Source organism: Sorangium sp. So ce128, assembly GCF_051525245.1.
Classification (GTDB): domain Bacteria; phylum Myxococcota_A; class Polyangia; order Polyangiales; family Polyangiaceae; genus Sorangium; species Sorangium cellulosum_B.
Genome location: NZ_CP150313.1, coordinates 3479138 through 3501074 on the forward strand (window position 1 = coordinate 3479138; position 21937 = coordinate 3501074).

At 72.0% G+C, this 21937-nt stretch carries 18 protein-coding genes and 1 tRNA gene; 16 read left to right on the forward strand and 3 right to left on the reverse strand.

Features of this window, described 5'->3' with window-relative positions:
* The first annotated feature begins 239 nt into the window (after positions 1 to 239).
* The 7 genes from WME82_RS13570 to rodA all read left to right on the forward strand — a co-directional run bounded on the left by WME82_RS13570 (position 240) and on the right by rodA (position 7298).
* Positions 240 to 1172: an RNA recognition motif domain-containing protein gene (locus WME82_RS13570; RefSeq protein WP_438043193.1), complete on the forward strand. Its 933-nt coding sequence runs from the start codon at positions 240 to 242 to the stop codon at positions 1170 to 1172.
* Positions 1173 to 1367: 195 nt separating this feature from the next.
* Complete coding sequence (gene rpmG / locus WME82_RS13575) at positions 1368 to 1529, forward strand: 50S ribosomal protein L33 (protein WP_012235039.1); 162 nt, start codon at positions 1368 to 1370, stop codon at positions 1527 to 1529.
* Between the two features lie 113 nt (positions 1530 to 1642).
* Positions 1643 to 2677 carry a rod shape-determining protein gene (locus WME82_RS13580; RefSeq protein WP_276598056.1) on the forward strand — a complete coding sequence of 345 codons (1035 nt, stop codon included), beginning with the start codon at positions 1643 to 1645 and terminating at the stop codon, positions 2675 to 2677.
* Positions 2678 to 2826: 149 nt separating this feature from the next.
* Positions 2827 to 3684, forward strand: a complete 858-nt coding sequence (gene mreC, locus WME82_RS13585) for a rod shape-determining protein MreC (RefSeq protein WP_437535265.1) — start codon at positions 2827 to 2829, stop codon at positions 3682 to 3684.
* Between the two features lie 4 nt (positions 3685 to 3688).
* Positions 3689 to 4213: a hypothetical protein gene (locus WME82_RS13590; protein ID WP_272103239.1), complete on the forward strand. Its 525-nt coding sequence runs from the start codon at positions 3689 to 3691 to the stop codon at positions 4211 to 4213.
* On the forward strand, positions 4210 to 6165 hold the full coding sequence (mrdA, locus tag WME82_RS13595) for a penicillin-binding protein 2 (protein ID WP_438043194.1): 1956 nt from the start codon (positions 4210 to 4212) through the stop codon (positions 6163 to 6165). Before WME82_RS13590 ends, mrdA begins: the two co-directional genes overlap by 4 nt.
* Complete coding sequence (gene rodA / locus WME82_RS13600) at positions 6162 to 7298, forward strand: rod shape-determining protein RodA (RefSeq protein WP_438043195.1); 1137 nt, start codon at positions 6162 to 6164, stop codon at positions 7296 to 7298. The genes mrdA and rodA overlap by 4 nt, the downstream gene beginning before the upstream one ends.
* A gap of 36 nt (positions 7299 to 7334) precedes the next feature.
* Here rodA and WME82_RS13605 read toward each other — a convergent pair whose 3' ends face one another.
* From WME82_RS13605 to WME82_RS13615, 3 genes are all read right to left on the reverse strand, one after another.
* Positions 7335 to 8636 carry a GTP-binding protein gene (locus WME82_RS13605; RefSeq protein ID WP_438043196.1) on the reverse strand — a complete coding sequence of 434 codons (1302 nt, stop codon included), beginning with the start codon at positions 8634 to 8636 and terminating at the stop codon, positions 7335 to 7337.
* Positions 8637 to 8765: 129 nt separating this feature from the next.
* Positions 8766 to 9467 carry a PA14 domain-containing protein gene (locus WME82_RS13610; protein ID WP_438043197.1) on the reverse strand — a complete coding sequence of 234 codons (702 nt, stop codon included), beginning with the start codon at positions 9465 to 9467 and terminating at the stop codon, positions 8766 to 8768.
* 93 nt (positions 9468 to 9560) lie between these two features.
* Positions 9561 to 10565, reverse strand: a complete 1005-nt coding sequence (locus tag WME82_RS13615; RefSeq protein ID WP_437871138.1) for a rhomboid family intramembrane serine protease — start codon at positions 10563 to 10565, stop codon at positions 9561 to 9563.
* 319 nt (positions 10566 to 10884) lie between these two features.
* On the opposite strand from WME82_RS13615, the gene WME82_RS13620 reads away from it, so the two are divergent.
* The 9 genes from WME82_RS13620 to WME82_RS13660 all read left to right on the forward strand — a co-directional run bounded on the left by WME82_RS13620 (position 10885) and on the right by WME82_RS13660 (position 21693).
* A complete protein-coding gene (locus WME82_RS13620; protein WP_438043198.1) occupies positions 10885 to 11547 on the forward strand; it encodes an RNA polymerase sigma factor in 663 nt (220 codons plus the stop codon).
* Entirely contained in the window at positions 11544 to 12398 is an 855-nt protein-coding gene (locus tag WME82_RS13625) for a hypothetical protein (RefSeq protein ID WP_438043199.1), read from the forward strand. Before WME82_RS13620 ends, WME82_RS13625 begins: the two co-directional genes overlap by 4 nt.
* The gene (locus WME82_RS13630; RefSeq protein ID WP_437745882.1) at positions 12398 to 13000 is read left to right on the forward strand and encodes a hypothetical protein; all 603 of its coding nucleotides are present in this window, start codon (positions 12398 to 12400) and stop codon (positions 12998 to 13000) included. The genes WME82_RS13625 and WME82_RS13630 overlap by 1 nt, the downstream gene beginning before the upstream one ends.
* An 84-nt stretch (positions 13001 to 13084) precedes the next feature.
* Positions 13085 to 14899, forward strand: a complete 1815-nt coding sequence (locus WME82_RS13635; RefSeq protein ID WP_438043200.1) for a DnaJ domain-containing protein — start codon at positions 13085 to 13087, stop codon at positions 14897 to 14899.
* A 160-nt stretch (positions 14900 to 15059) separates the two neighbouring features.
* Positions 15060 to 16889, forward strand: coding sequence for a molecular chaperone DnaK (gene dnaK, locus WME82_RS13640; RefSeq protein WP_272103249.1), 1830 nt, complete (start codon positions 15060 to 15062; stop codon positions 16887 to 16889).
* 34 nt (positions 16890 to 16923) lie between these two features.
* Entirely contained in the window at positions 16924 to 18258 is a 1335-nt protein-coding gene (locus WME82_RS13645; RefSeq protein ID WP_438043201.1) for a hypothetical protein, read from the forward strand.
* Between the two features lie 106 nt (positions 18259 to 18364).
* Positions 18365 to 20392, forward strand: a complete 2028-nt coding sequence (locus tag WME82_RS13650) for a M1 family metallopeptidase (RefSeq protein WP_438043202.1) — start codon at positions 18365 to 18367, stop codon at positions 20390 to 20392.
* The gene (locus WME82_RS13655) at positions 20389 to 21348 is read left to right on the forward strand and encodes a hypothetical protein (protein WP_438043203.1); all 960 of its coding nucleotides are present in this window, start codon (positions 20389 to 20391) and stop codon (positions 21346 to 21348) included. The genes WME82_RS13650 and WME82_RS13655 overlap by 4 nt, the downstream gene beginning before the upstream one ends.
* A gap of 272 nt (positions 21349 to 21620) precedes the next feature.
* A tRNA-Phe gene (locus WME82_RS13660) sits at positions 21621 to 21693 on the forward strand.
* Positions 21694 to 21937 lie beyond the last annotated feature (244 nt).

Genomic DNA, 21937 nt, shown 5'->3' on the forward strand with positions numbered 1-21937 from the left:
TTGGCTCGCCCGCCCGTGGCGGGTCCCTTGACGCGCCAGGGGCGCCAGATATCGTGGGGTGGAGTTTGCACCAGAGGGTCGGCCCGCCGACCTTCGCTCGATTGAGCTCGGTCGCTCCTTCCGCCGACGGAGGAGCGACCGAGGCGCACTCGCAAAAGGCTCCGCGTCATCGACATCGATCACGGAGCGAGTGGACCAAATAAGAGGGAACGCAGGGGCCAACCCCAGGTTTTTCTACAATGGCTGAAGATTCGCGTAAGTTGTTCGTGGCGGGCTTGCCCGACTCCATCACCGAAGACGTTTTGCGGCAGCTCTTCGAGGCCACCGGCGGCAACGTCGTCGAGGTCAGTCTTCCGAAAGATCGCGCGACGGGTCGTCCGCGCGGGTTCGGCTTCGTCACACTCTCGACGACCGGCGAAGCCAACGCCGCGCGCGAGTCGCTCGACGGTTCATTTCAGGGCGGCAAGTCCATCTCGGTCCGCCCCTTCCAGGCCGAGCCGCCGCGGCGCGAGGGGCGCCCGATGGGCCCCGGCGGTGGCCCCGGCGGCGGTCCAGGTGGCCCTGGCGGCGGTGGCGGTATGGGCGGCGGCGGCCTGGCTGCAGCGCCCGATCGCACCCTCTACGTTGGCAATCTCCCCTACGACGCGAGCGTCGAGGAAGTCGAGGGGCTCATCGGCTCGACCGGCGCCGGTCCCGTGGTGCGGGTCCACCTCCCCATGGATCCTGACGGTCGCAAGCGCGGGTTCGGCTTCGTGACGATGGCGAGCGCCGAGGCGGCGCGCGCCGCGATCGATGCCCTGCGCGGTGTGGACGTGCGCGGTCGACGGCTCGTCGTCAACCTCGCTCACCCGAAGGGGGAGCGGCCGGCGCGCGAGGACCGTCCGGGCGGCTTCGGCGGCGGTGGCGGCGGCTTCGGCGGTGGTGGCGGCGGCTTCGCGGGTGGCGGCGGCGGCGGCGGCTTCGCCGGCGGCGGCTTCGCCGGCGGTGGTGGTGGTGGTGGTGGTGCTCCTCCGCCGCCTGCGCGCAAGACGTTCGATGATCGCCGGCGGCGCGGCGCTCACGACGGAGACGGGCCTCCCGGGGCCGGTGGCGGCGCTGGTGGTGGCGGCCGGCGCAGCAACAACAAGAACTGGGATCGCGGCCGCACCGGTGACGACTGGGACGACGAATGAGCGCTCCCGGTTGACAACTGCATTGTTTCTCGTAGGGTAGCGCCCTCCAGACGGGCGGTCGGGCGTCGCTGATCCGGCACACGTCCTCTGGTGCTCCCCGCCGGTTGCGGTGCTAGCGCTTCCCGTGCTGCCCGTGCCTAGGTTCAACCAGGGCCGCCTGTGGAAACAGGTCGGCCCTGTCTTCGGAGACCTCCGATGCGCGACATCATCAAGCTGACGTGCGGCAACTGTGGCCGCGCGAACTACCACACGACGAAGAACAAGCGGACGATGACGGACAAGTTCGTCATCAAGAAGTTCTGCCCGACCGAGCGCAAGCACACCGAGCACAAAGAAGGCAAGATCTCGAAGGGCTAGGCCACGCTGCACCGCTGGCCGCTGCCGCCGGACCCGCGCAAGCGGGCGTCTGGTCGGGCTGCTGCGTCCTCCGCGGTGCTCGGCTTAACCTTTTTCCTTTCTAGGGCGAAGCGATGATCTTCGACTGGCTCTACGGCCTGTTCTCGAACGATCTCGCGATCGATCTCGGCACCGCAACCACCCTCATCTACGTGAAGGGCAAGGGGATCGTGTCATGCGAGCCCTCGGTGGTCGCCGTCCAGCGCGATGCTCGCGGCGGTAAGAAGGTGCTCGCCGTCGGCCGCGAGGCGAAGGAGATGCTCGGTCGCACCCCCGGCAACATCCAGGCGGTGCGACCGCTGCGCGACGGCGTCATCGCCGACTTCGAGATCACCGAGGCGATGCTCCGGTACTTCATCGCGCGCGCACACAACCGCCGCACGCTCGTCAAGCCGCGCATCATCATCTGCGTCCCGTTCGGCATCACCGAGGTCGAGAAGCGGGCGGTGAAGGAGAGCGCCGAGGGCGCTGGCGCGCGCGAGGTCTACCTCATCGAAGAGCCCATGGCGGCCGCGATCGGCGCCGGGCTGCCGATCACCGAGCCGAGCGGCAACATGGTCGTCGACATCGGCGGCGGCACGACCGAGGTCGCCGTGATCTCCCTCGCCGGCATCGTCTACTCGCAGAGCGTCCGCGTCGGCGGCGACAAGATGGACGAGTCGATCATGGCCTACATGAAGCGCAAGTACAACATGGCCATCGGCGAGCAGACCGCGGAGCGCATCAAGATCACGATCGGCAACGCGTACCCGCTCGAGCAGCAGCTCACGATGGAGGTCAAGGGGCGCGACATGGTCGCGGGCATCCCCAAGACGGTCGTCGTCAACTCCGACGAGATCCGCGACTCGCTGAGCGAGCCGACGAACGCCATCGTGGACGCCGTTCTCATCGCGCTGGAGCGCACGCCGCCCGAGCTGGCGGCCGACATCGTCGACAAGGGCATCGTGCTCACCGGCGGCGGCTCGCTCCTCAAGAACCTCGACGTGCTCCTCCGCGAGGAGACGGGGTTGCCCGTGATGGTGTGCGATGACCCGATCAGCGCCGTGGTGCTCGGCAGCGGCAAGGCGCTGGATCACCTCGAGCTCTTGAAAGAGGTCACGATCAGCTGAGGGTCGTCTTCGTGTCCCGCCCGTGAGCACGCCGGCGGGGATGTTTGCGGCGCGCGGCGAGCCGCCCCGCGCCGGGGTGGGCGCCGCGCGCGGCGTCGAGAGGGGTGGCCTCGCGGGGCGCCTCGTACTACCTGGGTCCGGGAGCCACGGTGAACCTCAAACGCTACCGCGACTTCGTGATCGTGCTGTTGGCGCTCGCGGTGCCGTTCTGGTTCCTGCGCGCCAGCATGCGCGACCCCAAGCAGAACACGGGGGCCGACCGGATCATCATCAGCATCGCGGCGCCGATCCAGTACGCGGCCGCGACGCTGGCGCGCGGGATCTCGAACCTCTGGGGCGACTACATCTACCTGGTCGACGTCAAGGAAGACAACGCCAGGCAGGCCTCGCAGATCGCCCGCCTCCGAGAGCGGGTGCGGAAGCTCGAGGCGCTCGAGGAAGAGAACCGCCGCCTGCGCAGGCTGCTCGACCTGCGCCAGAGCCTCCGGACCGACGTGGTGAGCGCCCAGGTCGTCGGTAAGAGCACCAACGATTTCTTCCGGGTGGTTCGCGTCACGCTCGATCGCGAGGCGCGGGACATCGGCTCCAACTTGCCGGTCCTCTCCGCGGACGGCGTCGTCGGCACAACGCTGAAGAGCGCCGGCGACACGGTCGACGTGCGGCTCGTCGTCGACGGGGGCAGCGGCGTCGACGTGGTGGTCGAGCGCACCGGCGCGCGCGGCTTCGTCCGCGGCACGGGCGACGAGAGCAAGTACTCCTGCAGCGTCGAGTACGTGCAGCGCACCGACGAGATCGAGGTCGGCGATCTGCTCGTGACGAGCGGCGTCGGCCGGCGCTTCCCGAAGGGGATCCCGGTCGGGACCGTGACGCAGGTCGTCCGTCGCGACTTCGGCATCTACCAGCAGGTGTACGTCGCGCCGGCGGTCGATTTCTCCCGGCTGGAGGAGGTGCTCATCGTGACGACGACGCCTCCGGAGGAGACGCCCCCCCAGGCGCAGCGGAGGTGACGCGATGAGAAACTCCGCGTTCCTGGCGATGGGGGCCGCCCTGCTGATCCTTCAGTCGAACCTGTTCCGGCTCATCGGCAAGCTGAACATCCCGGGCTCCACGCCGAGCCTGCTCCTGCCGCTCGTCGTGTTCATGGGGGTGCACGAGTACTCGATCGCGCGGGGCGCCGCGCTCGCGTTCCTGCTCGGGTACCTGCTCGATCTCTTCACCGGCGCGCCGGTCGGCCTGTTCACCTTCATCACCGTCGCGACCTTCGTCGTCTCGCGGGCGGCCGGCGTGCGGCTCGCCGCGCAGACGCTCCTCACGAAGATCGCGCTGGCCTTCGTCTTCGGCCTCGTCGAGGGGGTGCTCATCGTGATCCTCACCGCCATCTTCGGGGGCGACGCGGCGCGCACCCGCGCGCTCGCCCGGCTCGTCGCGCCGCACGCGGTCTCGACGGCGCTGTTCGCGCCGTTCGTCTTCCGGCTGGCCGAGCGCGTGCACCAGGCGACGATCAACGTCCCGCGGCCAGGGGAGAGCCCGCGGTGAGCCTGCTCGTCCAGCGCTCCGACGTGAGCGAGTTCCGCCGGCGCTTCCGGTGGATCGCGCTCGGCATGGTCGTCGGATTCATGGTGCTGCTCGGGCGCCTGTTCTATCTGCAGATCCTCGAGGTCGACGAGAACAAGGCCATCGCTCGCGAGAACATCGTTCGGCGCGTGACGCTCGCGACCACGCGCGGGATCATCCGGGACAAGAACGGCAAGGTGCTCGCGGCGAGCCGGCCGTCCTACAACGTCTACGTCGTCCCGCGGCGCCTCGACATGGAGACGATCTGGCCGAAGCTCGTCGAGTACCTCGGCATCGGGATCGAGGAGCGCGCCCGGCTGGAGGCGCTGATCACCTCGATCCGCGCCGACGAGGGCCCGCGAAAGAACCAGCAGATCCTGCTCAAAGAGGACATCTCGCGCGACGCCGTGGCGACCTTGGCGACGCACGACGCCGAGCTGCCGGGGGTCGACGTGGTGCCCGTCCCGGTGCGCTACTACCCGTACGAGGAGGTCGGCTCGCACGTCCTCGGCTACATGGCCGAGGTGGACGCCGAGCGGCTCGCGTCGCTCCGCAGCGTCGGGTACATCGAGGGCGATCGCATCGGCGTCACCGGCATCGAGCGCGCCTGGGAGAGCTACCTGCGCGGCACGCGCGGCTGGGAGAAGGTGCTCGTCGACGCCAAGGGGCGGCGCAGGACGGGCGGCGACGGGATCATCGAGGAGCCGCGGCGGGTGGACCCGATCCCCGGCCGCGATCTCCGGCTGACGCTCGACGCCGACATCCAGAAGGCGATCGACAAGGCGATGCGCGGCGAGCTCGCCGGCGGCGTCGCGGTCATCGACGTGCGCACCGGGCGGATCCTCGGGCTGTACTCGAAGCCCGGCTACAACCCGAACGCGCTCTCCGGCGGCTCGGGGAAGCAGGTCATCCGCGACGCGTTCCGGAGGCTCTACTCGGATCCGCTGAAGCCCGCGCTCGACAAGACGCTGTCCGGGGCGTACCCGCCCGGCTCGACGTTCAAGCCGTTCACCGCGCTGGCGGCGCTCGAGAAGGGGCTCATCGATCCCCGCCAGTCCTCGCGGTGCCGGGGCGCGCTGACGTTCGGCAAGCGTACCTTCCGGTGCACGCACGTGCACGGGCCGGTCGCGATGCAGCAGGCGATCGCCGAGTCGTGCAACGTCTACTTCTACCGGCTCGCGGCGGAGTACGGCGTCGGCATGGACGTCATCGCGGAGATGGGCCAGCGCTACGGGCTCGGCGCGCGGACGGGGCTCGGTATCAACGCCGAGGCGGGGGGCAGGATGCCCACCCGGGCGTGGATGACGCTCCGGAACAAGGGCCAGTTCCGGCTCGGGTTCGGCCTCAACGCGGCGATCGGCCAGGGCGCGACGACGGTCACGGTGCTCCAGCTCGCGCTCGCGTACGCGGCGCTCGCGAACGGCGGCACGCTGTACCAGCCGCAGATCGTGCGGGCCGTCGAGACGAGCGCCGGTACGGTCGTCCAGGAGTTCACGCCGCGCGTGCGCCGCCAGATCGACATCCGGCCGGAGAACCTCTCCCTCGTGCACCGGGCGATGGTCGCCGGCGTGAACGAGGAGGGCGGCACGGCGTTCAAGGCGCGCGTCGCGGGCGTGGAGATGGCGGGCAAGACGGGGACCGCGCAGGTCTCGCACCGGCTCACCCGCGGCGTCGAGGCCGAGCGGGTCTGGTACTTCAACCGCGAGCACGCCTGGTTCGCCGGCTACGCGCCGGCGCGCTCGCCCGAGGTCGCCGTGGTCGTGCTCGTCGAGCACGGCGGCACGGGCGGCAAGCACGCGGCGCCGGTCGCCTTCGAGGTCGTCCGCGCGTACCAGGAGCTCGCGAAGGAGCGCCGCGGCGGCGCGAACGAGGGGCCGCGCGCGGGCAAGAGCAGCGCGGGCCGCGCGCCCGCCGCGTCGGGGCGCACGCCATGATCCGGGGTGACTCTCTCTCTTCGCGCGATCGCGATCATTTCGACTGGCCGCTCTTCATCGCCGCGGTGGCCATCGCGGTGCTCGGCGTCGTCAACCTCTACAGCGCGACGAGCGTCTACTCCGGCGCGCGCGCGGAGCTCTACATCAGCCAGGTGTACTGGCTGTTCATGGGCGGCATCATCGGCGGCGTGCTGATCGCGCTCGACTACCGGCACCTCGAGCGCCTCGGCTACGTGCTCTACACGTTCGGCGTCTTCTCGCTGGCGCTCGTCTTCGTGCTCGCGCGCGACGTGCGCGGCTCCGCCCGGTGGATCGAGTTCGGCGCGTTCCGGTTCCAGCCCAGCGAGTTCATGAAGGTGTTCCTGGTCATCGCGCTGGCGAAGTTCCTGCACGACGATCCGCGCAACGAGGGCCGCACCCTCCGCGATCTGGCGATCCCGGCGGCGCTGACGGCGGTCCCTGCGCTCCTCGTGCTCAAGCAGCCCGATCTCGGGACGGCGACCATCCTCGTGTTCGTGTTCCTGACGATCGCGGCGGTCACGCGCGTGCGGTGGAGGAGCGCCGCGCTGTTCGTCGTGTCCATCGCGATCGCGATCCCGATCATCTGGGAGTACGTGCTGCTCGACTACCAGCGCGCGCGCGTGCTCGTGTTCCTCCACCCCGAGGAGGACCTCCTGCACCGCGGCTGGCACGCCCACCATTCGCGCGTGGCGATCGGCAACGGCGGGCTGTTCGGCAACGGGTACCTCCGGGGCACGCAGAACCAATTCCTCTTCCTGCCGGATCAGTTCTCCGACTTCCCGTTCCCTGTCTTCGCCGAGGAGTGGGGGTTCGTCGGGGGCGTGGTGCTCGTGTGCCTCTATGCGTTCCTGGTCGTGTGGGGGATCCGCATCGCGTCGATGGCGAAGGACCGCTTCGGCGCGGTGCTCGGCGTCGGCTGCGCGGCGATCATCTTCTGGCACGCGGTCATCAACCTCGGCATGACCTCGGGCGTTCTGCCGGTCGTCGGCGTCGGGCTGCCTCTGTTCTCGTACGGCGGATCGAGCGTGACCACGGTGATGGTGGCGATCTCGCTGCTCATGAGCGTGTCGATGCGCCGCTACTCCGGCGTCGCCTCGCTCGATCGGCTGTGACGGCGCGGCGGGCGTGCTCCCGCCGTAGGGACCGCGTCAAATCGCGCTTTCTGCGAGCCGCGCCTCGATGGCGAACGCGAAGGCCTTGAGCGCGTCGCGCTCGGTGATCTCGCCGCCAGCGCGCGCTCTGCGGACCACGGCGCGAAAGCCGAGGTAGCGGCGCCCGTCCAGGCCGAGCAGCGCCGGCACCGTCGCTGGATCGCGCGCCGTGCCGATCGAGCCCGCGAGCTCCGTCGCTTTGTCGAAGATCCCCGCGACGAGCGCGTCGCAGCGCTCGAGCGCGACGGCATACCGCTCCGCGGCGATCGTCGCCTCGATCTCCGCGATCGCCTCCCGCTCGGCGGCCGGCCAGAGCGCGACGAACGAGAGGCCCGGCTGGGCGAGGTGCCTCGTCGCCGCGGACGGGCCGTCCGCGCGCGCGGTCGCCGGGGCGTCCGCCTGCGCGACCAGCCTCCGGGCGGCGAGCCGCAGCGACGACGGGAGCCCGCGGCTCACCGGATCCCTGACGCCGGCGCTGCGCGGATCGAGCTCGCCGCCAGGTGACGCGGTCACGCCGGGCGCCGCCGCGCCCTCGCTCGGATCGCCGATCGTCGAGTCCGGTGGCATCGTCGACCACGGCTTGCTGGGCGGCGCGAGCCGCGAGATCACCGCGTCGAGCGGCGCCGACGGCGGCGGTGACGCGTCGCGCAGGGCGGTGGCGAGCCCGCCCTCGATCGCGTCGAACCCGCCCAGCCCGCTCCCCATCGCGTCGGGCAGGCGGCTCTCGAAGGCGCGCAGGACCGCGGCGCTGATCTCCTCGAGCCCCTCGTAGAGCCCGAGCCCCGTCTTCGCCGACGTGGCCAGCGAGAAGACGCGGGACGGGTTCAACATCGCGTCGAGCTCCGAGAGCGGCAGCAAACCGGGCAAATCGCGCTTGTTGTGCTGGAAAATGTGCGGGACGTGCTCCAGCGCCCGCCCCTGCTCGGCGAGGTTCTCGCGCAGGTTCTCCATGCTCTCCATGTTGGCGTCGGCGCGAACGGCCTGCGAATCGCTGACGAACACGATGCCGTCGGCGCCCGTGAGCACCAGCTTTCGGGTCGCGTTGAAGTAGACCTGCCCTGGCACCGTGAAGAGCTGGAGCCTCACGTTCATCCCGCGCAGCTGCGGGAGCCGGACCGGCAAGAAGTCGAAGTAGAGCGTTCGATCGACCGGCGTCGCGAGGGAGACGAGCTTGCCGCGGTACTCGGGCTTTGCCGTGGCGTGCAAGTACTCCAGCGTGGTCGTCTTGCCGCCGAGGCCGGGCCCGTAATAGACGATCTTGAAGACGAGCTCGCGCGACAGTGGGTTCACCGACGCCATGGGCGGCGGCGACGATACACGAAAAGGCGAACGAGAGCGCCGGGGCGTGCGCGGGCGCATGAAAACCAGGCGCGCACCCGCGTGCCCGCCAGGGCGGGGCACCGGAGGTGCGGCCGGCGCGGCGCGCCGTCAGCGGAGGCCGACGAGCGGCTCGAACTTGTCCTTCTGGCCGATCTGGAGCAGGAGCGCGACCTGGCCCCGCTGCGCCTGGAAGTAATCGAGCCGCAGCCGGTGCGTCCCCTCCGTGAGGCGGGCCTCGCCGTCCACGGTCTTCGCGCTGTGGACTCCGTCGTTCGCGACCACGCGCTTGTCGTCGATGTAGAGGACCGCGCCGTCGTCCGAGGTGAGCCTGAGCTGGAACACGCCTTCCTGGGGCGCCTTGAACTCGCCCTCGAACCGGATCGCGAACCACTCGTTCTGCGCGAGCGCGCCTGGGAAGCCGCCGGAGAAGTCCTGCGACTTCACCTCGAACTTGTCCGTGTACAGCACCGCGAACGGCACGAGCCCGTCGAAGGTCGGGAGCTTCTGGGTGTTCTCGGGGATCACGTACGCGAGCCCCCGGAAGGCGCCGCCCTCCCCGTTGCCGAACGCGTTCGGGGCGGTGATGCGCGGCGCGTTGTTCGTGGGCAGGCGCCACTTCGGGGTCCTGCGCCGCTCGGGCTCCGGGTCGGGCTTGGCCGGCTTGCGCGACCGGGCGGCCTTCTTGGCGGGCGGCGGGGGCGGCGGCGAGGCCTCTGCCGGCGTATTGCCGCTCTGGATGGTGACATGGCAGCCGCTGAGGAGAGACGCGGCAAGCACGCACGAGGCGATGTGCGACGAGGTTCGGACCATGACGTCTCCTGAGAGGGAACGGACGGATTGGCCCGTCCCCACGTGAATGCGAGGATGGCGCTTAGACGTTCGAGCCGTGCGCCGCAATCAGCGTCACGTCGCGTCAGGGGCCCCCGGCACGAGCGAGCCCGCCGGTCGAGCCCCGAGCGCCTCGAGCGCGTCCTCGGGAAACCCCTTGGCTTGGCCGTGCAGCACGGGCCCGGGCGCCTCCTGCCGCGCGTTCCCGTCGAGCGATTCCGCGGCGCGCCAGACCGACGAGCGCTGGGCGAGCGCGAGCGCGGCGAGGCAGGCGAGCACGCTGGCGAGCGCGCCGGCGTTCATCACGCCCTCGTACCGGCCCCGCGCGGGGCCCGCGTAGCTCAGCCCGAGCAGCGCGCCGCTCACGAGGCCCCCGATGTGCGCGGCGTTGTTGATGCGGATTCCCGTGCTCGACGCGTTCACGACGAAGCCGAAGAGGACGATGTAGAACACGGCCTGGAGCGCGAGGTCCTTCCATCGCGGGTCGCGGCGGCGGAGCAGCCAGCCGAGCAGGAGGCCCATCACGCCGAACACGGCGCCGCTCGCGCCCGCGGTGCACACGACCTCGGGCTGCACGAAGAGGTTCCATGCGGCGCTCGCGCCGAAGCCGAACAGGCCCGTGAGCACGTACGCGATCGCGAACCGCGCCGAGCCGACGGCGGGCTCGGCGGCGCGGGCGAGCATGCCGAGCGTCACCATGTTCATGCCGAAGTGGAGGACGCCCATGTGGACGAAGACCGCGGAGAGCAGCCGGAACGGCTCGAAGGGCACGCCGGGCGCGAGGAGGAGGGCGCCGAAGCGGAGATAGCTCGACGTGTCCCACGCCGAGAGGAGGCCGAGATCGCGGGAGTGCGCGGCCATCAGCTGGCCGACGAACACAAACGCCGTGAGCCCGCCCAGGATCTTGGTCGCGAGCAGGCTTCGCCCGTCGAGGCGTCCTCGGGTGGGCGCGGCGTGGGCAGGAGGCGCGAGGAGCGGCGCGCCGCAGCGGATGCAGCGGCTGAAGTCGCCGCCGTTGAGGGCGCCGCAGCGCGCGCAGTGCAGCGAGCGCCTCCTTTCGCCGGACGGCCCCGCCGTCACAGGGCGGTCCCGAAGCGCTGCCCGGCGCTTGGGCGTGGGGGGGACCTGAACGCTGTATCGAGGGTCACCTGGGCTCCTTTCACGCCGGACGCTCGGCGTGGAGGCCGGCACAATGTGGCGGCTCCTGGCCGTAAGGTCCACGGGTTTGGGCCGTTGTCGAGGGGTGAATGCCGTGGCCCTCCCGCGCTCGGTTCCGCCTGTCGCTGGCGAGCCGCCGCGCGCCCTCCTCGCGGGGGGCGCGCGGCGGCTCGCCGGCGGCGCGCAGGCGCTCCTGGACCGCGGGGCGCGCCGACCCGAGAGGGGCGCGAGGCGGACACCGGTGCGCTCCGTTCTGCGTCCGGGTATCGTCGCCGCTGTGACGGCGGTGGCAGCAGCGAGGCCCGATCTCGAGGCGGAGCGCCTGCTGTGCGAGCGCGCGGCGCAGGGCGATCGCCTCGCGCTCGGGCAGCTGCTCCGCAAGTACGGGCCAGCGCTGTACCGCGCGGTGCTGTTGCCCCGCCTCGGCTCCGACGCGGCCGCGCAGGACGCTCTGGCCGAGACGTACGCGCGCGTGATCGAGCGGTTCTACCAGTTCCAGTGGCAGAGCTGCGGCATCTATCCCTGGCTCCGCGTCATCGCGCTGCGCATCGCGCTCGACATGCTCCGCGCGCGCCGCCGCGAGGCGCTCTTCGAGCCCGAGGATCTCCAGCGCGAGATCGACGCCGCGGAGACCGACCTCACCGCGCGTGGAGAGGCCGAGCTCTGCGAGAAGCGCGATCTCGCGGACGCGCGGGCGCGCGTCGAGGACGCGCTCGGGCGCCTCAACCCCCGTTACGCCGAGGCGATCCGGCTACGGGTGCTCGAGGAGCGGCCTCGCGACGAGGTGGCCCTCGCGCTCGGGGTCAGCGTGGCGACGTTCGATGTCGTCCTGCACCGCGCCATGACCGCGCTGAAGAAGGCGATCGCCGCGCCGCGCGCGGAGCGCGAGGAAGGAGCGCGATGAAGCCGCGGCTGCCCTCGGATCCGCGTTCGCCGCCGACCGGCGACGGGCCCCTGGAGCGCCGCGCCGGCGCGGATCGCGGCCGGCGGCTCGCGCTCGTCGTGCCCGTCGCGGAGCCCGTCGCGCCTGCGTCCGACGACGAGCTGGGCGCGGCGCGCGCGCTCGCGGAGGCGCTCGATCGCGGCGAGGTCCCGCTCGCGGAGGCGCTCAGGGCGGCGGCCCGCCCCGACGGGCTCGACAGGGCGGACCACGAGGCGCTGCTCGCGCGCGCGCTCGGCGACGAGGGCGCGCCGCCGACCAAGGCCGAGCTGCGCGCCGCCGAGCGCCTGCGGGAGGCGCTCGAGCCCCGCGCCGCTGCCGGCGGTGGTCCGGGGCGGGGCGGCGGCTCCGGCGGCGAGGGGGAGCTCGGCTCGCCTGATGCACGCGACGATCTCGCGGAGCTCGCTGTCGCGCTCCGGGCTGCGTGGCGTCCGGCGGCGCTCCCGGAGCTCCCGGGGCGCGCGCTCATCGACCAGGCCCTCCGCGCCTCGCCCGCGCGCGGCCCCCGGCGCATCGCGCCGGTGACGATGGCGGCGCTCTCGACCCTCGCCGCGGCCGCGGCGGCCGTGGCGCTGATCGTCGGCCAGATCAGGGAGGAGCGCGCCTCCGTCGCGCGCGCGCCCGCGGCCGGTGCTCCGGCCGCAGCGCTCGCCGCGCGGCCCCTGCTGATCGAGGCGCGCTCGACCGCCGCGCTCTTCGATCCGGCCGCGCCCTTTCCGCGGGAGGGCGGTCAGACGGAGCGGATCGATCGCATCGCCGCCGCGCGCGCGTCCGATCTGCGCCAGAACCGCTACGCGGCGTGGGGGGTGCGCTGATGCGGGGCCCGCACCTCGTCGCCGTCTGCCTGGGGCTCTTCGCGGCGGCGCACCTCGGGTGCGCCCCGGGCGACGAGCGGGCGCGCGCTGCCGGGGGCCCGGGCGATCCGGGGTGCGCGTGCGCCCCGGCCCAGGTCGTCGATCCCACGCTCCTCGCCTTCCTCTCGAGGGCGCGCGCGGCGCACCATGCCGCCGACGTCGCGCTCGGCGCGGGCGATCGCGCCGCTGCGCTCCGCGCCCTGGAGGGGATCATCGCCGCGCCGAGGCCGCCGGGGGCGCCGCCGGAGGTCGCCGAGGTGACGGCGGACACCTACGCCCGGCTGGCGGAGCTCCGGAGCGAGGCCGGCGAGTTCGACGCCGCGGCGCGCGACATCGACGCGGGCCTCCGGTTGGCGCCGGCGCCTTCTCATTATCAAGGCCACCTCTACGAGGTCGCGGGCGTGGTCGAGGAGCGCCGCGCGAAGGCGCTCGAAGCGAAGGGGGATCGCGAGGCGGCGACGCAGGCCCGCGCGCGGGCGGTCGGGCTGCTGGAGCGGGCGATCTCGATCCAGGACCAGGTGATCACCGAGGCCCTGACGGGCCCCGGGGAAAAGCCGCGCTGAAGGGCGCGCTCGCCGAGGTCTGCAATTGCGACGGGCGCGCGTTCGTCGTTAGACTCGAGCGGGAGGGGGCCGCCGCTCGACCCGATGACGTTCCGTGTTCCAAGGCCGAAGCCCGGGTACGATCTCAAATCGCTCCCGCTGAAACCCGCGGAGGCGTTCCTCCTGTCCCGCATCGACGGCGTCCTGACGGATCGGGATCTGTCCTTGATCACGGGAATGTCGCACGGCGATACCGTCGAGGCGCTACGCCGCTTGCGCGACCTCGGCGCGATCCTCCTGGATGGGGAGCCCTCCGGACAGCCTCCGCCGCGGGACGCCGCGCGGCGCGCGGCCGCGGTGGATCCGGAGAAGACGATGCCGTCCGGGTCCGAGGCCGTCCCGCTCGGCCGGGACGCGCTTCAGCAGATGGAGTCCCTGCCGCTCTACGATCCCGCCGAGCTCGACGAGCCGGTCGAGCTCGCCTCCGACCGGAAACGGCGGATCCTCGACCTCTACTACCGTCTCGAGGATCTCAGCTATTACGCGCTGCTCGGCGTCGCGGATCAGGCGGACAAGAAGCAGATCAAGAGCGCCTACTACCAGCTCGCGCCGGAGTTCCATCCGGACACCTACTTCCGGAAGCAGCTCGGCTCCTACAAGCCGAAGATCGAGGCCATCTTCACGCGCATCACGCTGGCGCACGACACGCTGACGTCGAAGCAGCGGCGCGCCGAGTACGACGCGTACCTCGAGCAGACCCACAAGAACCGGACGATGGCGGCGCTGATCGAGCAGACGCCGCGCGACATCGCCACGATAACTACCGCCGTCGACGCCACGGTGCGCGCCGCGTTCGCCGATCCGCGCGACATGGGCGCGTCGCCCGGGCGTTATTCCTCCGAGCGCGCGCCCGCGGAGCAGGGCGCGTCCGCTGTGTCCTCCGGTGCCGCCGCGCCGGTTCAGCCGTCGCCGGCGCAGCCGCGCGCAGGAGGAGGCTCGCCCGACAACGGAGGCGCGCCGGCGCGGAGCGCAGCGCCGGCCACGCCTGTCGCGCCTGCCCCCACCGCCAAGGATCGGCGTGAGACGTTCGCGCGCAAGCTCACCGGAGGCTTGCGGCGCGCTCCGCCGGGGGCGCCCTCTGCGTCGGCGGCCGCTGCGTCCGGGGCAGCTGCAACGCCGGCCGCGGTGACCGCCGCGCCTCGGGCGGCCACCCCGCCGGCCGTGGCGACCGCTGCGCCTGGAACGGCCGTCGTGCCAGCTGTGGCGGCAGGCGCCCCTGCGGCGCCTCCGAAGATCCCTTCCGGCGTGCGTTCGCCGGAGTCGATACGGGCGGTCGAGGCGCTCAAGGCGCGTTACGAGAACGCCCGCAACGAGGCGCTCCGGAGCCAGATCGCGCGGTACTCCGACGTGGCTCGGGCCGCGCTCGAGCGGAGCGAGTTCGCGAGCGCGGCCAACGCGTACCGGATCGCCGCGTCGCTGGCTCCGGAGGACGCAGAGCTCCAGAGGGCGTCGGCCGAGGTGGAGCGCCTCGCGGCGGTGGCGCTGGCGGACGGGTACCTCAAGCAGGCCGAGTACGAGGCACAGACCGGCCGGTGGGTCGAGGCGGCGCTGAGCTACGTGAAGGTGTGCAACGGTCGCCCGGACGACGCCGGCGCGCACGAGCGGGTCGCGCACGCGACGCTCCAGGCCGGGGAGAGCTCGCGGCGGGCGGTGGAGTTTGCGCGGCGGGCGGTGGAGCTCGTGCCCGCCTCCGTGGAGTACCGGATCACGCTCGCGCTGTCGTACGCGGCCGCGGGGCTCGCGAAGAGCGCGGCCGGCGAGCTCGAACGCGCCGCCGAGCTCGCAGGGAACGATGGTAGGCTGCGCGGTCTCGTCGCGCAGGCGCGCGAGCAGGCCAAACAGCAGGGGAAGCAAGTCTAGCGCCGGCCCTTACAGAAGGCGCGTCGGCCTCGGGCAGGCCCGGGGCGGCGCCTTCCGCATGGCCGGCGCACGATTGGCCCGCTCGGCTCCGCGAAACGGTCTAGCATCGTGGCCTCAGCGGCCGTTCGGGCCGAAGATCACAAGAGGAGCAGCGGCATCGATGGAGCGTGTCATCGGCATTGACCTTGGCACCACGAACTCGTGCGTTGCCATCGTCGAGGAGGGCGTCCCGACCGTCATCCCGAATCGCGGTGGGTACAAGACGACGCCGTCCATGGTCGCGATCACCGAGGCCGGCAAGCGGCTCTGCGGGCACATCGCGAAGCGGCAGGCGATCACCAACGCCGAGAACACGGTCTACGCCGCGAAGCGGCTGATCGGCCGGAAGTGGTCGTCCCCGCAGGTGAAGAACGCGATCCTGACCGCCTCGTACAAGATCGTCGAGGGGCCGCACGGCGACGTCCGCATCCAGCTGCGCGACAAGACGTACTCGGTCCCCGAGATCAGCGCGATGGTCCTCCAGGAGATGAAGCTGTTCGCCGAGGACTACCTCAACGAACCGGTCTCGAAGGCGGTCATCACGGTCCCCGCCTACTTCAACGACAACCAGCGGCAGGCGACGAAGGACGCGGGCCAGATCGCGGGGCTCGACGTCATCCGCATCGTCAACGAGCCGACGGCTGCAGCGCTCGCGTACGGGTTCGGCAAGAACGTCGAGAAGACGATCGCCGTCTTCGACCTCGGCGGCGGCACGTTCGACATCTCCGTGCTCGAGATCGGCGCGGGCGGGGTCTTCAAGGTCATCGCCACGGCGGGGGACACGTTCCTCGGCGGCGAGGACTTCGACGCGCGCGTCATCGACTGGCTTGTGCAGGGCTTCAAGGAGCAGCACGACGTCGATCTGCGGCAGGACCGGATGGCGCTCCAGCGGCTCAAGGACGCGGCCGAGAAGGCGAAGTGCGAGCTGTCCAGCGTCCTGGAGACCGAGATCAACCTGCCGTTCATCATCTCGAGCGCGCGGAACGAGGCGCTGCACCTCCAGCGGACGCTCTCGCGGGCCACGCTGCAGGAGCTGTGCGAGGATCTCGTCGAGCGGTGCATCGAGATCTGCAGCCAGACGCTCGAGGATGCGCGGCTCGACCGCGACGAGATCGAGGACGTCGTGCTCGTCGGCGGCATGACGCGCATGCCGAGGGTGCAGGAGGCCGTCCGCGACTTCTTCGAGCGTGAGCCGTGCAAGGGGGTGCACCCCGACGAGGTGGTCGCGCTCGGCGCGGCGGTGCAGGGCGCCGCGCTCGTGGACGAGACGAAGCAGATGATCCTGCTCGACGTCACGCCGCACGCGCTCGGCATCATGACGTTCGGGTCGAACTTCGAGGAGCTCATCCCGCAGAACACCACGGTGCCCACGAGCCGGTCGAAGATCTTCACGACGAGCCGCGACAACCAGACCGCCGTGAAAATCCTTGTCATGCAAGGGGAGCACCAGAAGGCGACGGACAACGAGCTGCTCGGCGAGTTCATCCTCACCGGCCTGCGCCGCGCGCCGAAGGGGCAGGTCGAGATCGAGGTCACGTTCGAGATCAACAGCGACGGCATCGTCTCGGTGAGCGCGAAGGATCTGGAGACGGGCCAGCAGCAGTCGATCCAGGTCACCGCGTCGAGCGGCCTCACGAAGGAGGAGGTCGGCGAGATGATGGAGGCGGCGAAGGAGTACCTCGTCGATCGCCGCGCGAGCGACCAGTTCGAGGGCGTCCGACAGGAGGCCGAGAAGCTCATCGCCGAGATCGAGCGGATGTTCCCGCAGGTCGAGCAGATCGTGGCGTCCAGCGACTTCGGCCGCGACGCCATCGGCAAGGCGCGCGGGATCGTGGACCGCTCGCGTCAGGCCATCGGCCGGCGCGACGCGGCCGCGGTCAAGGAGCAGATGGAGGCGCTCTCGCGCACCCACCGGATGTTCAAGGGTGTCGTAGCCAGGCCACAGGGGTGAGGGGTGGCCGCGATGAGGGAAGACGATGCGGTCGGTGCCGCCTGACTCCAAGACCCTGGACTCCTCCTGGGGGCTCGACGAGGTGGACGAGCTCGAGGACACCCAACCGGTCGCCTCGAAGGAGCTCCTCGCGCTCGCCGCGCTCGCCCGCGAGGAGAAGGGCTCACCCCGCATGGAAACCCCGCCCGCCGGCACGCCTCTGCAGCCGGACGGCGAGGGCAAGATCACGCTCCCGCCGCCGATCCCGGTCAGCGACTACGTGGCAAAGATGATGACCCGCCGCTCTCACTCGAGCTCCGAGATCACCGCCCAGCGGCAGCGCCCTCCGGAGGCCTTTCCACCGGAGGGGTACCCGCCCGTCCCGCCGCCGCGCCGGACGATCCCCTGGGAGCCGCCGCCCGGCTCCTCGTTCTCGGGCAAACACGGCGCTCCCGGCCGAGAGACCGCGAGGCTCGGCCTGGAGTGCGACGAGCCCGGGGTCCCGTCGCGGCCCGGCGGGCGGATGGGGTTCGGATCGCTCGACGCCGAGCGCGACTTCGGGTCGGAGCTCGACGACGAGCTCCTGCGCGAGCCGAGCTCGTCGTACCCGCGCAGCTTTGGCGAGATCGACGTCTTCGGTGGTCCGCCGGTCGATGCGCGGGACGTCCATGTCCCCCCGGCGGCGAAGGGGCGCGTCCCTCGTCCGGACGACGGCGGGCCGCTGGGCATCGATTTTCGCCTCGATCTCGGGTTCGAGGAGCCGGGCCCTCCGATGGACGAGCCGCCGATCACGCCGCCGCCCGGCACGCTCCGTTACGGCCTGCTCGTGGAGGACGACGAGCCCGCGTTCCGCGGCGGGACGGGGGCGCTCGCCGGTTCGACCTCGTACAGGGTATCGGGCGAGGCGCAGGGCGCGGCGCGCGCTCCGCGCCGATCCGAGACCGAGCGCGCGCCTGCGGCCGTCGCGACGGTCGACAAGGGGGTTCATTCACGCGCAACCGAGCCCCACCTGAGCGCCCAGGGGCCGCGGGAGCAGATGCAGCACCGGTTCGATCAGGGCGATTTCGGCGGCGCGCTCATCCTCGCGGAGGGCCTGCTCGAGGAGAACCCGAAGGACTGGATGGCGCGGCAGTACGCGGACAGCTGCGTCGAGATGCTCCGGCAGATGTACCAGTCGCGCCTCGGAGACGGCTCGCGGGTGTTGCGGCTCGCGGTGTCGCCGGATCAGCTCCGCTCGCTGAACCTCGATCACCGCGCGGGCTTCCTGCTCTCGTGCATCGACGGCTACAGCTCGATCGACGAGATCCTCGACGTGTCGGGCATGCAGTCGCTCGAGGCCTTGCGGCTCCTGTACGAGCTCGTGCAGGAGGGGATCGTCTGCAGCGTCTAGGCGCCGGCCTCGCCTGACGTCGCGGCGCCGCCTCATCGTTCCGAGCGGACCGCCGCGTCCCCAGACCCGCCTTTCCGCGATGCCGCAAGCTCGCTAGGTTGCACCGGTGCGCACGGCTCTCCAGGCCGCTCTCGGTCTCCTCCTCGCGCTGCTCGCCGGCCGCATGGGCGCGTCGCTGCTCTCGACGGTCCAGCCGATCGAGCCCGACGCTCCGGCGCGGCGGTCGCCGGCCGCCCCCTCCGGCGCGAGCGCCGCGCCGGCGCTGGCAGCTCCGGCGCCCGCGTCTCCGCCGGACGCGGAGCTCGCGGCCCACGCCGATCCGATCGCGAGCTACACGCTGCGCGCGAGCCTCGATCCGGCGCAGCACACGATGCACGGCGAGGGCACGCTGGTCTGGCGGAACACGTCGCGCGAGCCGCAGCGCGAGCTGTTCGTCCACCTCTACCTGAACGCCTTCAAGGACCCGCGCACCGTGTTCCTCCGCTCGTCCATCAACGGCTTTCGCGGTAGCGAAATACTGTATGATTACGGTCATATCCAGGTGGCCCGCTTCGCGGTTCGCGAGATGGAGGGCGCGGACGTCTGGCCCCGCGGGAAGCCCACGACGCCCGGCGATCCCGACGACGCGACCGACATCCGGGTGGAGCTGCCGCGGGCCGTGGCGCCGGGCGAGGCGATCACGATCGATCTCGCGTGGGACGCGGACCTCCCGTCGCTCGCGCTCAGGACGGGTCACCACGGGAGCTTCCACATGGTGGGGCAGTGGTTCCCGAAGATCGCGCGCCTCGAGCCCGACGGGCGCTGGGCGCACTTCCCTTACCACCGGCTCTCGGAGTTCTACGCCGACTTCGGGGCGTACGACGTGACGGTCGACGTCCCGGAGCGCTTCGTGGTCGGGGCGACCGGCCGGCTCGTGGAGGAGCGGCGGGCCGACGGGCGAGCGATCCGCCGGTTCGTGCAGGAGGACGTGCACGAATTCGCCTTCGCCGCGTGGGACCGCTTTCGCGAGCTGCGCGCCACGACCGGCGACGGCGTCGCGATCCGGTGCCTCTTCCCCGAAGGGAGCGAGCGCGAGGCGGCGCTGGAGATCGACCTGGTCCGGTTCGGCCTCGAGCGCTTCGGCGCGGCGTTCGGCCGCTACCCGTACGGCACGCTCACGATCGTGCACCCGCCGGAGGGCGCCGAGGAGGCGGGCGGCATGGAGTATCCGACGCTCATCACGACCGGCGGCAGCTGGCTCTGGCCCGCCGTGGGCGTGCGTCTCGTCGAGGCGGTCACGGTGCACGAGCTCGCGCACCAGTGGTTCTACGGCCTCGTCGCGACGAACGAGCACCGCTACCCGTTCCTCGACGAGGGCCTCACCACCTACGCGGAAGCGGACGCGCTGCGCGCGCGCTACGGCGACGGCTCGTGGGCGCGCCTGCTTGGGCTCGAGATCGACCTCCGCGCGCAGTACCGCGCCGACGCGCTCACGTCGGGCCACAACGGCGCCGTCGCCCAGCCGGCCGCGGGCTTCGTCGACGGAAAGGACTACCTCGGGCTCGTGTACGGGAGGCCCGCTGTGCTCCTCGCGACCCTCGCCGGCGTGTACGGCGAGGACCTCGTGCGGCAAGCCGTCGGCCGCTACGCGCGCGAGAACCGGTTCCGGCACCCCGGCCCAGAGGCGCTGCTCGACGCGGTGCGGCGGGCGGTGGGCGACGAGGCGGCCGAGGCTCTCCGAGCCGGGCTCTTCGAGCGCGCGTGGGTCGACTACACCGTCGAGGCGTTCGACGCATGGCCTGCGGACGGCGCGGCGCCCGCGCCGGGCGAGGCCGGGATCGAGGCGGCGGGCTACCGCGGCCGCGCCGTCGTGCGGCGCCGCGGCTCGCTCGTGCTCCCCGTCGACGTCGCGCTGCACGGCGAGGACGGGAGCGTGCAGCGGGCGCGGTGGGGTGCGCGTGAGAGCACCGCCGCGATCCCTTACGCCGGCGCCTCGCCGCTCGCCGCGGTGGTGATCGACCCCGACCACCGGGTGCTGCTCGACGAGGACCTCGCGAACAACGCGCGCCGATCGCGCCCCGACCTCCTCGCGCCCGGCGTGCTCTCGCGCGCGAGCTTCGCCGTGGGGCTCGCGCTCACGCTCCTCGGGCCATGAGCGCGCCGGCGGAGCGGGGCGCGAGCGATCCGGGCTCGCAGGGGGCCGCGGTGGCCGAGCCAGGGTGCGCGCGGCGCGCGGCGGGGCGCCCCGCCGCGCACGAGCGGCCAGCCGCGGTCGCGCTGTACTTCGGCTACCGGGCGCTCGCCTCGCTCGTGGTCGCGGCGCCGCTGTCCGTCTTCGTGGCCCAGATCGTCGGCGAATACCCGCGCGGCGACGCGATCCTCTTCGACCCCGGCGGCCTGATGCTCAGCGAGCTCGCGCGTCTCTCGGTGCACGCCGCCGCTGCCCTCGCCACGCAGCTCAGCCTGGGCACCCTGCTGGCCGCCGCGCTCGGGCTGCTCCCGCTCGCGGTGCTACTCGCCGCGCTGAGCCAGAAGGGACCGCTCTCCGCGCAGGACCTGGGAGGCCGGGCGGCGCGCGCCCTGGGCCCGCTCGCGCTGCTCTGGGGCGTCGCGCTTGCGGCGCAGGTCGCCGCAGCGGCGCTCATCCTGCTCCCCGGGACGAAGCTCTGCGCGGAGCTCCCGATCCTGCCGCGCGGCCGCGACCTTGCGGCGATCGCCGTCGCCGTAGTCGCGCTGGTACCGGTCGCGGCCATCGCCCTTCTCCACGATCTCGCGCGGGTCGCCGTGCTCGGCGAGCAGCGGGGCTTCTACACCGCCGTCTCCAGAGGGCTCGACGCGCTGCGTGGTGCTCCGCTCGCGGCCGTCTGGGCCTGTGCGTCCCGGGGCGCCCTCGCGGTCGTCGCGCTCGCCGGCGGGGCGTTGGGCATGCACCTCGCCGGGGTCAGCACTGGCCCGCGCGTCGCGGCCGCGCTCGCCGCGCAGCTCGCGGCGTTCGCCGCCGCGGCCTACCTGCGCGCCTCGTGGCTCGCGGCCGCCTTCCGGCTGCTCGATCGCTCCGCGCCCTGGCACGAGCGCGACCAGCACATCGCGCCCGACGACGCGGCCGGGTGATCGCTCCGCTCCGCGCCCACGGCAGGCGGGAGCCCGCGGGGAGGGGCGTCCAGCGGGCGGGGCCCCGCGCGAGAGCGAGCCGAGGGCGACGCGCGGAGGGTGAAACGGGGGGGAGCGAAACCCGGTGCGTCCCCGGCTTCTGCGCGGGTAGGCAAGACAGCAGGCAGGCAAGCGCGGAGCGCGCCGAAGAATTCCTTGACATTCGGCTACATCCGCGTAACGTAGCCCGCCCGTGACCGACGCTTCCAGCGTAAGCGCGGGGCCCGCAGCAAGCCCAGGTAGCTCAGTTGGTAGAGCAGAGGATTGAAAATCCTCGTGTGGGCGGTTCGATTCCGTCCCTGGGCACTACCGTTCTCTTGCTTCGACCGGCGAGCAAACGCCGCCGTACCGTCCTCACACGCTAGCGTGAGCAGCCGTTCCGCACGGCGCAGCCGCTTGTCGTGGGTTCGCAGGTTTGCGGGTAACTCCTCCTCTCGCCAGCTGGCCTCGGCGGCTCGCTGCGGGTGAGCGCAGCGGTCTGTTCAGGAATACTTTCGCGGGTTTGGCCACATCGGGTGACAGTGGAACTTGGTTCCGGTGCGGTAGCGAT